A 13,041-nucleotide genomic window follows, 5' to 3' on the forward strand; every position below is an offset into this window, starting at 1 on the left:
AGCGCAATAAAAATTATTTTTCTTTAATAATTTCAATTTCAACGCGCCTGTTCATTATTCTCCCTTGTGCGGTATCGTTACTTTCAATAGGATTTTGACTTCCTAAACCCCTGATCTGTATCTGCTCTAATTTAATTCCTCTGCCAAGAAAAAAACTCCTGATAATATTGGCTCTGAACTCGGAAAGTTTCTGATTATAACTTTGATATCCTTCTGAATCCGTATATCCTGAAATTAAAATTTTAGTCTCAGGATATAAGAACAAGGCATCTGAAAATTTGACCAGTTGCTTAAAACCTTCTTCTGTAAAATCATTGGTATTATGCTTAAACCTGATAACTATTTTTTCATTGGGCAATGGAAAAGTTTTTTTATTAACATCACTATCTATGGAATTGTCTGAAGATTCAGGATATTTATTTCCCCGAACATATAAACTATTATTAATTTCTTTCGTATGCTGGCGGTTTTCAAGGCTATTTTCTCTGGTAATTGTTTTTAATTCAAGCGCATTCTGTGGTTGAATCATATGTCTTATGACCTGATTTTTTTTTATTTCTCCTTTGTTTTCAGCCAGCTGATCTGTAAAGGCAGGATATGATTCCGAATCAATTCTAAAAATCTTATCTTTTAAAGTCAGCACACTTTTGTTTATATTTTCCATGGAATCACTGCAATACTTTGGAAGCAGGTAAAACCCGACAAGAAAAATCAATAAAAGACCAACGATTCCACTCAAAAAAGACCGAAAGACTCTTTTTCTTCTCTTGATTCCAATCTTCCTCAGTTGAGATGTATATGCCTTGTGCGTTGCAACAGGCAGCTTCCTTTTATTTTGGCTTGCAAAACCATTCAGATCCCGATTTTTGATATGTGCCGGGATTTTGAGTTCTCTTGCACATTCTTTTACAATGGCTTCATTTATTATTTTTTGTTCTTTGACGTATCCGGATAAAAGGCAATGATCACAAATCACATTAATTCTTCTCGGAAACCCACCGGAATACATAAAAACCTCCTGTATTGCGAGTACATCGAAAATAGGAGCAGTACCCCCTGCAACACTTAATCGATGTTTTATATATTCACCTGTCTCGTCCGAAGTTAGTGGATCAATATTGTAATTTAAGGTTAATCTTTGCCTTACCGCTCTGTTTTGTTCTCTGTTGAGAATTTCGTTAAATTCATTCTGACCTATAAAAAAAATATTAATAAGCTTGGCATCTGTTTTTTCGATATTTGATAATAGACGAATCTCTTCAAGCATTTCTTGTGTTAAAAGCTGAGCTTCATCAATGATGAGCAGTACTTTTTTGTTGTCGTCACTGGCCTTGATTAAAAAATTTTTAAAATGTGCGAGAAAAACACCTTTTGTGGAAAATTCCCGATTGATTCCAAATGCGGCAGCAATATAATTGAAAAATTCCAATTTTTCAAGACCCGGGTCCGGAACAGCCGCACAAATAACATCATCACCCAGGCTTTGAATGAGCGCATTGATCAACGTCGTCTTTCCGGTTCCAACATCACCTGTCAACAAAAGGAATCCCTTATTGTCCAGAATACCATATTTGAGAGTAGCCAAGGCTTCTCTGTGCTTTTCTCCAAACCACATAAAAGCAGGGTCAGAGCTTATCTGAAATGGTTTTGTGTTTAAATTATAGAATGACTTATACATATTGTATTCTTTATAATTTATGAATAAACTCAATATCTTTTGTTTGAGTCTTCTTGGTTCCAACAACTAAAACTTCAGTGATATTATTTTCATTTTTTTTAAAATACAATCTCCCATTATAGGAAAATAAAACTTCAAAGCAGGCGGTTCTATGTTTTTTACCGGAAAAAACCTTTCTCTTTATAATAATTTTATCTGGATTACGGTCCAGCAAGTGTATGATCTCCTCTGCTTTTATCTGCAGTTCATCACTAAGGTTCAAAAATCCTGACAATGCTTTTCTATTCATTTTTATATTTTTATAAAGGGCAGAAAATCGTTTTTCAATAAACTCAAGTTCATTATGTCTGAGTTTAAAGTTTTTCTTTTTACCATGCTTTTGAATCTTAGATTTAAGTTCAGAAATTTCCATTTCCTTTTTTTGCTTAAGCTCAATAAATGAATTTAATTTTTCTTCTAAGGAAATTATTTCCTCAAACATTTCTTCCTCGTTTATTTTCGCTTTTGTTTTATCCTTTTGATATTTTTTATTGAGTACTTTGATATTTTCGAACAACTCGTGTCGTTCTTTTTGGAAATTTTTAAGCATTTGTTTATGAACTTGTTCTTCTCTCTTTAAATCATTTATCAATTGTGCTTTTGTTTCTCCTTCCACAATAGATTTAGCACTGGCGATTTTATAAAAAATAAAAAAAATAAAAAATGAGACCCCAAAATATAATACCAAAACAATATTACCGATTCTTGACCCATGACTTAAATTGGTTTCAATTTTAACAACCAAACCGCTATTTAAAATCTCAAAATTATTTTTTGCTATATTTTCCGAATCAAAGTCACTGTTAATATCTTTTGCCAAGGAATCGACATCAAGAAAAATCGGATAAATTATTTTTTTATGAATTGTTGTGACAAGAATATTGATATCAAGCTTAGCTTTTTGAATCAGCCAATCCGCTTTACAAAAATCGTGTATATTATTTGCAATCTGTTCTTCCAAACGAACTGAACCATCCAACAGATGTATTGAATCACCGATGAGTATATTTTCAATTTGACAAGAATAATTCTTATTTAAATATTTTTCGCATAATTCAAGTGTAACAATATAAAAAACCGGGGTTATCAGCAGACAAATTATGGCGATCTTTATGGGAAAGAACTTCATATTTATACCGTTTTGCATCAATTAATAATAGTTATGAGAAAAAATAATATCGGATAAAATATAAGTAATCAAATTATTCGATAAATTTGCAAAAAGCTTTATTCTTTTGACGAAATTATCATATCACAGTAAGGATTATTCCCGGAAATCATTTGATAAGTAATTTTACTTTTGCTTATCTCCATACAATGCCTCAATCATATCATTTTCAAACTTTATGATTTTTGAGTTTAATTTTTCCGGGATGGTCATAATATTTTCGTCATTTTTATCCAAAGAACCTATTGTTATACTTCCTTGCTGTTCTTTGATCCAGACACCGCATTTTAAAAGCGAATCCTTTTTGACCTTTTTCATAATTTCTCCAGAAATTTTTGAAAACCACAAATAAGCTTTAGATTTTTTCTATCTTTTAAAATTACCTGCTAATATAAAAAATCACAAGGTAATTTATTCGGCAAGATACATTTCAACATATTAATTTTAAATTTTCAAGGCGATCTTACCTGCTTCCGATTATTTGTTCATATTTAACTTCCAGGACATATCAAGCCCTTTTTGTCAATATCGCAGTTGACTGTTAATTAGACCGGCAAAGACAAAACAATCCATCCGTTTGTATAGGAAACCTATTGGTATCGTTACAAAAAAAATATTAACTTGAGTTGATAAAACAATTAATGTATTATTAATTAATATTTCGCCGAAATGATCATAATTTAAAATAATGCTATCAATATTGAGCAAACTAACGATAAATAATAAAGATATATTTAAAAATTATACCTTAAAAATCTTTGTCTTTCTATTTGACAAATGATTAGCACATGATACATGGACATACAAGTATTTGAATATGAATTCTGGGGAGGATGAATGAATTTTTCTTTGAGAATTATTTGCATTATCTTTATTACTCTTATATTAACAGGATGCAAGTCAGATATTGAAAAAAAAGAATCTTTCTTTGATAAAAGCCTGGATTATTTTCAAAATAAAGAATACAAAAAAGCTCAAATTGAACTTAAAAACGCTTTAAAAATAGATCCAAATTATGTGGACGCTTATCTTCTCCTGGCCAGAAGCATGTTAAAGCTTGGAAATGTAAAGGATGCTTACACTGCCTATAATAGAATTATTCAAATAGATAAAAATAATGTGGAGGCTAATTTAAAACTCGCTGAATTTTTATTTTTGGGCAAAAAAATAGAACCGGCCATGGAAAAAATTATTTTTGTTCTTGAAAAAGACCCGAAAAATATTGAAGCTCTGCTTGTTAAAGCCCAGATATTCATGCAAAAAAAGCTTTTAAAAAAAGCTTTTACCGTTTACGAAACAGTTCTTAACATTGATTCAAAAAATATCCCCGCGCTTCAAAATATGGCCAAGATACATGCCATGGAAAAAAGAATTGGTATGGCTGAAGAGCTGCTTTTAAAAACAATAGAAATCGATAATAAAAACCTGCGGGTCAGAATGGTTTTGATAGCATTTTATGCTCGACTAAAAAATATTGAAAAAGCAGAATATCAGTTGCGACAGGCCATTAAAATAAACCCTGAAAATAATGATGCCCATATTTTATTGGGCAATTTATATTTTAGCCAAAAAAAATTAGACATGGCTGAAAAGGCTTATCTTAATTCAACACAAAAAGCGCCTTCATCATCAAAGCCGTATATGATTACCGCTGCATTTTATGAAAAAATTAATAATAAAGATAAGTCCCTGGAAATGTATAACAAAGCATTGTCTTTGGAACCTGAGAACATGGCTGTTAAAAATACCATTGCCCGATTTCATTATAAACACAAGGATATAAAATCATCAGACCAAATAATATCGGAAATTCTATCAAAAAGGCCCGAATATTACCCGGCAAGAATGCTGAAAAGTGAAATCTTAGTTTACAAAAAAAAATTTACAGATGCCTTGCGGCTTCTGAATGAACTTGAAAATGAAGAACCAAAGGCACCTCGCCCCCTCTACTTCAAAGGCGTGTGCTTTATCGCCACTGGAAAATATGATCAGGCGAAATCATCTGTCGCCAAAGCAATCAAATTAAATCCCAACTATTTTAAAGCCCGCATGCTGCTTGCAGATATTTATCTGAACGAAAGGTCCTATGAGTTGGCACAAAAAGAAGCGACTTTCGCCCTGAAATTAAATCCAGATGATTATCGAACCAGGATCATCCGGGCAAGTTCATTAATCGGTCTAAAAAGATTAGACGAGGCTGAAAAAGACTACTTAAAACTGATTGAAATATCACCAGATAACCCGACAGCATATTATCAAATGGGTGTGCTGAAATCTGCATTAAAAAATTATGAGGAAGCAATCAAATATTTAAATTTTGCTCATAAAAAAAATAATAAATCACTTGATGTGTTTGTCCAAATCATTAAAATTCATGTTGTCAAACAAGAATTTATAACTGCACACAAATTATGTAAAAATCAAATCAAGCTTTATATGGATCAAAAACCGCTAATTGCAGTTGTTCATAATATTGAGGCGGGAATTTATTTAGCTCAGAACAAAATTAAAGAAGCAAAAAACTCATTAAACAAATCGATATCCATATATCCTGATTATCTAAAACCATATGAAACCCTGGCAAAACTTTCACTGGCAGAAAAAAACAAAAATAAAGCCATCCAACAATATCAGACGATTATTGATAAAAACCCAAACCTGCCATTTCCCCATATGATCTTAGGAACGATTTACGACAGCAATAAAGAATTCGAAAAGGCATCGAGACACTATAAAAAAGCACTTGAAATCAATCCTCAATTTGCTCCGGCAGCAAATAATCTGGCGTACTATCTTGTACGAAAAACCGACCGGATTGATGAAGCATTTAGGCTCGCAAGGATTGCAAAGGAAAAACTTCCCGAAGACCCCGGCGTGATGGATACACTTGGAATGATCTATTATAAGAAAGGCTTGTATGGAAATGCTATAAATGAATTTCTGGACAGCTTAAAGAAAAGTCCGGATCATCCTGTTGTAAACTATCACCTGGGGTTAGCCTACCATAAGAAAGAAAAGAACAAACTTGCAATAATCGCGTTACAAAGGGCACTTCAACTGAGTGATAACTTTGAAGATGCAGACCATGCAAAACAACTGCTTACCGAACTTGAAAATTAACCTTATTTTTTGCCATGTGCCTGACTTGTATAAAAAAAGCAGATTATGTATAATAATACATTAAATCATATTCAGTCTCTGAAGATTGCTTTTGGTCTTTAAGAACTGCTTATATTATTTTTTTTCAAACCTTTATCTTTTTATCTGTCAGCCTGGGAGGTGGCGATATGAGTGATTTTTTAAAAAATCTTAGAAGCTCTCATAAAAAAGACCGGTCGAATCCGAAAAGGAATCTTGATGGTTATTTTTATCCGGAAAACGACCGTCGAAAAAATCGGGACAGGCGATCTCATTATTCTGAAAACCTTGAGTCTCTCCTGGTAAGTTTACGGAACATATTACCGCAAATTGTTGATAATGCATATAGCGTAACAGACCATTTTGAAAAAATAAGCTCACAAAACGGTCAGTTGGTTGAGGCCAAAATTCATCAATACAATGCCATTTCATTTTTTTTTAACAATCTGAACAAAATTTTTACTGAAGATCTTTTTGTCCACTCCCCGGGCAAAAATTCAAAAACCACTGCAAGCTATACATCAGGAACACATTATACCAAGGATGATATTCTCACAATCATCAGAACCATGAGAAAAGAAGGGGCAACATTTGCAATAATTGCTGATTATTTAAAGGATAAAGAGATCCCAACCTTTTCGGGAAAAGGCAAATGGCATGCTCAAACAATTCACAGGCTGTGCAAATAGGTTTATTTTTTCTTCAATCCTTTGCCGATTATCTTAAATGCAGTTTTTAGTGTCGATTTAACGAAATCTTTCTGATTATTTAAAAGCCTTTTGGAATCGACCCATAAAACTATACCTGAATAGGATGCCCATATAATATCGGCAAGTGCCACAGGATGCTCATCTATAAAAGCTCCCTGTTCAATACCCTGTTTTACAACATCAATAATGGCCCCATGAGCCATAGCAGAGTAAGTTTTAATCTGCTGCAAAACTTCATCTGAAAGATTTTGAAGAGTTTCCCCTGACTGGAGATGAAATAAATTAATTAAAATATTGGGATCATAATTATATACATCAATAAATACATCATAAAAGCTTTCTATCTTCTCTTCCACTGAAATATTCTTATTTACAACCGTTTGAATCTCATCAGCCAAATGCTTGAGTATCTCAATAGAAAGGGATGTATGCAATTCTTCCTTGTTTTTAAAATACAGGTACAGGGTTCCCGGACTCAATTCTGCTTGTGAAGCGATCTCTTCCATTGTAGCAGAGTTGAATCCTTTATTGGAAAAAACGGTTCGGGCAGCATTGATGATTTCTATTTTTCTTTGCTCTTTTTCTCTTTGTTTACGTTCATATATACCCATATTTTCCTCATTATTTTTTGAATATGATTCATAAACTAATAACGGAAAGATAAATACATGAAACAATCATAAATCGCAAGGATAAAGATTTGAACCACTAAAAATACAATCAAATTTATGACTTGATATTTCAGATCTCACGGATATTTCATTTAACCAATTCAATATTTATCATAAAAATCAAAACTTTTAATAATCTTAAAATCATTTTCGTGTTAGTATGCTATCATGTTTTTTAACAGATAATGGAGATACAAGTTATGCAGAAAACAAGTTATTGGGCTGACAGTTATGTCCAAAAACTAACCAGCGCAAAAAAGGCATTACAACACATACAACCCGGCCAAAGGGTATTTATAGGCTCTTCATGCGGAGAGCCACAACATCTGGTTTCTGAACTGTCAGAGACTTGCTCCAGATTTACGGATCTTGAGATTGTCAGGTTATTAAGCATTGAAAGCGGCCCCTTGACACTGGTTGCCAACCGATCCCATTCTCAACAGTTTAATATCCGGTCCTTTTACCTGGGTTCAGCCTCCCCCACAAAAATACACCGCAACAAAAGATTTATTACCCCCATCAACCTTTCACAGATTCCCCATTTATTCAAATCAAGAATGATGCCGCTCAATGCAGCATTGATACAGGCGTCACCGCCTGATGATTTCGGATGGATGAGTTTGGGGGTTTCCGTGGATATAACTCTTGCTGCCTGTGAATCCGCAGATATTGTGATTTGTCAGACAAATCCTAATATGCCACGGGTCCTGGGCAGAAGCTTTATCCACGTCAATGATGTTGATTATATTGTTGAACATGAGGAAGAGCTTTTAACCATTCAACCGCTTCCGGAACTTGAAACCGCCAATACCATTGCCAGGCATATTTCGAGACTGATTGATGACGGCTCCACCCTTCAGACCAATTTAGGCGTCACAAATGAAGCCACCATGATCTGCCTGTCTGAAAAAAACGATATTGGCGTCCATTCTCAATATTTATCAGACAGCCTCATGCGACTTTTTTCCATGGGGGTTATCACCAACAAAAAAAAAGGGTTTAATGATGGTAAGCTTGTGGCGGGAAGTGCGGTGGGATCTAATCTTCTTTATGAATTTATTGATGATAATCCATCCATTGAATTTCACCCTTCAGATTATATCAATAATCCTTCCATCATTGCCCGGCACAATGCCATGGTTACGCTTAACACGGCAATGGCCATAGATTTGACAGGACAGGTTGCAGCAGACGCACTGCCTTTTAATAATTATACCGGCATTAACGGCCTGCTTGACTTTACAAGGGGGGCTGCCATGTCAAAGGGCGGCAAATCAATTCTGATTATGACCTCTACATCAAATCACGGCCGGGAAAGCCGGATAATTCCCAGTTTATCAGAAATTGCCGTGGTGGTTCCAAGAGGAGACGTTCAATATGTGGCAACAGAATATGGTGTTGTTAACCTTTTCGGAAAAACCCTCCAGGAAAGAGCCATGGCACTGATCAGCATTGCCCACCCCGATTTCAGAGACGAGCTGTTTTCAAAAGCAAAAGAGCTTGAATTAATTGATATAGGCAGAAAATTCAAACAGGCAATTAAAGGCGTTTATCCCTTAAAATATGAAGAAACCGTTATCATTAATGAAATCCCCGTCATGTTCAGGCCTGCAAAACCCATTGACGAAAGAAGCATACAAGAACACTATTATACAATGAACCGAGGAGATATCGTCTCCCGGTTTTTTCATGAAAAAAAGAGTTTTGTCCATGATCAGATTGATACGACATTTGAAATTGATTATATCAATGACCTTACCATTGTTGCCACAATTGGAGAACTGGGGTTTGAAAAAATAATAGCTGTTGGCGAATATTTTAGAAATTCCATCATCAATATGGCTGAAATTGCATTTTCCGTATCAAAAGAATACCAGCACATGGGAATTGCACAGATTCTTCAAAAAATGCTGGCAAGGGCAGCAATGGATAATGGAATCAAAGGGCTTGTGGCATATACCTCTCCTGAAAACAAAGGAATGAAAAAATTATTTTATAAGCTTCCATATAAAGTCAGATCAGAAAAAGATGAGGATATGATTATTCTAAGCTGCCTGTTCTCTGAACCTAAAAACAATCAAGAAAAACAAGACTATCAAGAAGAATAGACCCACTAACCCGGCCCTTTTCCCGGGCCGGGACACTTGCAAAATTTATTTTTTCAAAAGCAATGCAACAGATTCAATATGATAGGTATGGGGAAACATATCAACCGGTTGTATCTCTTTAATATCATATTCCGGGGCCAGCATTTCAAGATCCCTGGCAAGGGTTGCAGGATTGCATGAGACATAAACAATTTTTTCAGGGCTGATGTAAAGCACCTGTTGAACAACATCCTTGTGCATGCCAACCCTTGGAGGATCAATAATCATCACATCGGGTTTTTGTTTCAAACCTGGCAGGACATCTTTGATATCCCCTTCAAAAAATTCACAGTTTTCAATTCCATTCAATTGGGCATTGAGCTTTGCATCAACCACAGCACTTTTTACGATCTCTATGCCATACACCATTTTTGCCTGATCAGACAGCCAGATGGGAATTGTGCCGGTTCCGGAATAAAGATCAATCACAGTTTCTTTGCCAGTCAAAGCCGCATACTCCGATACTTTGGCGTATAAATTTTCACAAGACCTTGTATTGGTCTGAAAAAATGAATTGGGTGAAATTTTAAACACAAATTTTCCCAGCCTTTCTTTTATATGATCTTTACCATAAAGACAGATCTCTTCTTTGCCAATGGAAACACCGGATTTGGCATCAGTAATATTGTTCATAACAGATTTAATCTGCGGATGATTTTGAGTCAGAACAGATGCAAGATCCCGGACCACATCCATTTGTTTAAAGGTGGTCACAATATTAACCATCCATGTATCAAATGCTACCGAATGCCTTAGCATTAAAAACCGCCAGAACCCCTCGTGAGTCCTTAAATTATAAGCTGGCAGATCTGATTCTTTTATGAAATTTCTAACATCGTCCAATATTTGGTTACCCAGATCCGGCATAATTTCACAGCGCTTAATATCAATGACCTTATCAAAGGTGCCAGGCACATGAAGTCCAATGCCGAAATCTTTTTTAATCTCCTCATTTTCAAGCTCCCACGGCAGCAACCATCTTTTCGAAGAACAGGAAAATTCCATTTTATTACGATACTCATAAATATTGTCCGACGGGATAACATCTTTTACCAGGACATCTTTTAACCCGCCAATATGCTGCATGGATTCCGTGACATGTCTTTTTTTATACTCAAGCTGAAGATCATAACCAATCTGCTGCCATTTGCATCCCCCGCAAAAATTGCAATATTGACATTTTCCCTCTTTTCTAAGGGAAGATTCCTGTAAAATTTTTATCAGCTTTCCTTCTGCCCAGGATTTTTTCTTTTTTGTTATTTTTGCAAATACCACATCTCCTGGAATACACCGGTCAATAAAAACCGGAAACCCATCAGGCTTTGCAAGTCCCCTGCCCCCAAAGGCCAGATCCGTGATTTCCAGTTCATAGGCCTTTCTTTTCTTAATGCTCATAATTTTTGTTTCTTTTTAAATATTCTTTTTAAGTATTTAAGTTTCATCCCAAATTTTCAGAACTTGATATTATAAAGGTTTAATGGCATAAAGACAAGTTATGGAAACTACCACTCATAAAATTGAATTTATTTCCCAGGGATTTTTGCTCAAAGGGGTTTTGCACCTGCCGCAAGCTGGCCAACCACCATTAGTTGTAGGCTCCCATGGCCTTGAAGGCTCAAAAGAATCTGCAAAGCAAAAAGTTTTATCCACTCTGCTTGTAAAAAACAATATTGCCTTTTTCCGATTTGATCACAGGGGATGCGGAAAAAGCCAGGGTGACTTTATCACGGACACCTCCCTTGAAAAAAGAACAGCTGATTTCATCAATGCTGTACAGCATGTTCTGGGTCTTGGAAAAACCAGCCGCAACCTGGCTGTTTTCGGTTCCAGCCTGGGCGGTTCCACCTGCATCAATGCCTGGAACACCCTGTCAACAATGGATGTCCGTCTTTGCGGGGCTGTGCTGTGTTCTGCACCTGCAAAAAGCCGCACCGTTGAAAAAATTCCAACAGGTGCAAATAATGGCCGGCCTGCCCTGCCTTTAAGCTTTTTCAAAGAAAACCTTCTCTTTAACATAACAAAAAAAGCCGGGAGCCTTTCCAATGTACTGATTTTTCATGGAGATGCAGATGAAGTTGTTCCGGTTTCAAATGCCCATGACATCTACACTCTGGCCAAGGAGCCCAAACGATTAATCATCCATGAAAACGGAGACCACCAGATGACATCCAAAAAAGATCAGGCCGAATTTGAAAAAGAAGCCGCAGCCTGGTTTTTACGCTGTTTTAGCCAAGGAAACCAGATGCCGTCTTAAGCGTTCCAATGCGGTCATGGCAAACATCTGTTTATTCTTAAACCTGTCCTCAAAAGAAAATCGATAGGTTTTAGCCTTTGCAAAAGATGGCCCGGCAAGCCCTATGCACACCATGCCCACAGGCTTGTCATCGGTACCTCCGCCAGGCCCGGCAATTCCGGTGGTTGATATGGCAAAATCAGCACCTGCTTTCAATCTCGCACCTTGAGCCATTTCAAGAGCAGTCTTTTCATGCACTGCTCCATGTTCAAGAATGGTTTTCTTCTGGACATTCAAAACGTTCATTTTGGCTTCATTGGAATAGGTAACAGCGGAAAACAAAAAATAGTCCGAGCTTCCTGCAACATCGGTCACCATGTTTGAAATAAGGCCACCCGTACAAGACTCTGCAATGGCAAGCGTTTTCTTTTGTTGAGTCAACAGGCGGCCAACCTCCTGGGCAAGGGTCAAGCCCTGGTCGGACACTACTTTGTTTTCAAGCTGCGCCACCACCCATTTTTTTGCCACTGCCATATCTGAGTCGGCTTTGTATCTGTTTTGAAAGGTAACAGATAAAATTATTTTAACCTCAATCACTGGAAAATCAGCCTTAAAGCCCAGGCGCATGCCAAAAAAATTCATGTCAAACCCGTTTAACAATGAGCCAACCTTTGATTCGGGCAGACCAAACACGGTGAGCCTTTCAATCAAAATATCCTCATTCAGATCAAATTCAGTGACCAGCACTTTTTTGATCTCTTGTTCAAACATCAGTTTCATTTCAGATGGAACACCCGGCATAAAGAAAAACAGGCACTGGTTAATTTTCATATAAAACCCGGGTGCCGTGCCATTATGATTTACCAGCATTTTTGAAGTCAACGGCAGCATAGCCTGTTTTTCGTTATCTTTGGTGAATTTAAAACCTCTCTTCTCAAAATAGGATTGCATGGATGCCAAAGCAGTCACATTCAATTCAAGAGCTTGACCTGAAGCTTTGCTGCAGGCAACAGAAGTCAAATCATCCCGGGTTGGCCCCAGCCCCCCGGTAACAAAGCAGAGATCTGTCTGCAAGGAAATATCAACAATATTTGAGGCAAGAGTGTCAAGTTCATCACCTACAGCTGTGATCTTTTGAACTTTAATGCCCAACTCTTTGAGTGCAGTGCAAAGAAAGGCTGAATTTGTATCAATAATATCCCCTAAAAGAACTTCATCTCCAGTTGAAAGAATGTGAGCCATCATGATGCATACCCC

At 36.3% G+C, this 13,041-nt stretch carries 10 protein-coding genes; 4 read left to right on the forward strand and 6 right to left on the reverse strand.

Translation table 11 applies throughout. From position 1 onward, the window contains the following. Positions 1–13: 13 nt before the first annotated feature. The 3 genes from TOL2_RS12025 to TOL2_RS12035 all read right to left on the reverse strand — a co-directional run bounded on the left by TOL2_RS12025 (position 14) and on the right by TOL2_RS12035 (position 3,203). Positions 14–1,585, reverse strand: a complete 1,572-nt coding sequence (locus TOL2_RS12025) for an AAA family ATPase (RefSeq protein ID WP_232507931.1) — start codon at positions 1,583–1,585, stop codon at positions 14–16. Between the two features lie 103 nt (positions 1,586–1,688). Beyond that, the gene (locus TOL2_RS12030) at positions 1,689–2,678 is read right to left on the reverse strand and encodes a hypothetical protein (protein WP_232507932.1); all 990 of its coding nucleotides are present in this window, start codon (positions 2,676–2,678) and stop codon (positions 1,689–1,691) included. Between the two features lie 333 nt (positions 2,679–3,011). Continuing rightward, positions 3,012–3,203 (reverse strand): hypothetical protein, encoded by a 192-nt coding sequence (locus TOL2_RS12035; RefSeq protein ID WP_014957713.1) that lies wholly within the window; start codon positions 3,201–3,203, stop codon positions 3,012–3,014. A gap of 519 nt (positions 3,204–3,722) precedes the next feature. Here TOL2_RS12035 and TOL2_RS12040 point away from each other — a divergent pair. Then, positions 3,723–6,005, forward strand: coding sequence for a tetratricopeptide repeat protein (locus TOL2_RS12040; protein WP_014957714.1), 2,283 nt, complete (start codon positions 3,723–3,725; stop codon positions 6,003–6,005). 167 nt (positions 6,006–6,172) lie between these two features. After that, positions 6,173–6,712 (forward strand): hypothetical protein, encoded by a 540-nt coding sequence (locus TOL2_RS12045; protein WP_014957715.1) that lies wholly within the window; start codon positions 6,173–6,175, stop codon positions 6,710–6,712. Between the two features lie 2 nt (positions 6,713–6,714). Here the strand turns inward: TOL2_RS12045 and TOL2_RS12050 are convergent, their stop codons facing one another. Next, a complete protein-coding gene (locus tag TOL2_RS12050) occupies positions 6,715–7,344 on the reverse strand; it encodes a TetR/AcrR family transcriptional regulator (RefSeq protein ID WP_014957716.1) in 630 nt (209 codons plus the stop codon). Between the two features lie 260 nt (positions 7,345–7,604). Between TOL2_RS12050 and TOL2_RS12055 the strand changes: the two genes are divergently transcribed. Next, entirely contained in the window at positions 7,605–9,512 is a 1,908-nt protein-coding gene (locus tag TOL2_RS12055; protein ID WP_014957717.1) for a bifunctional acetyl-CoA hydrolase/transferase family protein/GNAT family N-acetyltransferase, read from the forward strand. 45 nt (positions 9,513–9,557) lie between these two features. Here TOL2_RS12055 and rlmD read toward each other — a convergent pair whose 3' ends face one another. Further along, the gene (gene rlmD, locus TOL2_RS12060) at positions 9,558–10,946 is read right to left on the reverse strand and encodes a 23S rRNA (uracil(1939)-C(5))-methyltransferase RlmD (protein ID WP_014957718.1); all 1,389 of its coding nucleotides are present in this window, start codon (positions 10,944–10,946) and stop codon (positions 9,558–9,560) included. 100 nt (positions 10,947–11,046) lie between these two features. Here rlmD and TOL2_RS12065 point away from each other — a divergent pair, with 100 nt between their 5' ends. Beyond that, a complete protein-coding gene (locus tag TOL2_RS12065; protein ID WP_041279465.1) occupies positions 11,047–11,805 on the forward strand; it encodes an alpha/beta hydrolase in 759 nt (252 codons plus the stop codon). Here the strand turns inward: TOL2_RS12065 and TOL2_RS12070 are convergent. Beyond that, positions 11,767–13,029 (reverse strand): CinA family nicotinamide mononucleotide deamidase-related protein, encoded by a 1,263-nt coding sequence (locus tag TOL2_RS12070; protein WP_014957719.1) that lies wholly within the window; start codon positions 13,027–13,029, stop codon positions 11,767–11,769. The two genes, TOL2_RS12065 and TOL2_RS12070, sit on opposite strands and share 39 nt — an antisense overlap. Between the last annotated feature and the right edge of the window lie 12 nt (positions 13,030–13,041).

Source organism: Desulfobacula toluolica Tol2 (assembly GCF_000307105.1).
Taxonomy (GTDB): Bacteria; Desulfobacterota; Desulfobacteria; order Desulfobacterales; family Desulfobacteraceae; genus Desulfobacula; species Desulfobacula toluolica.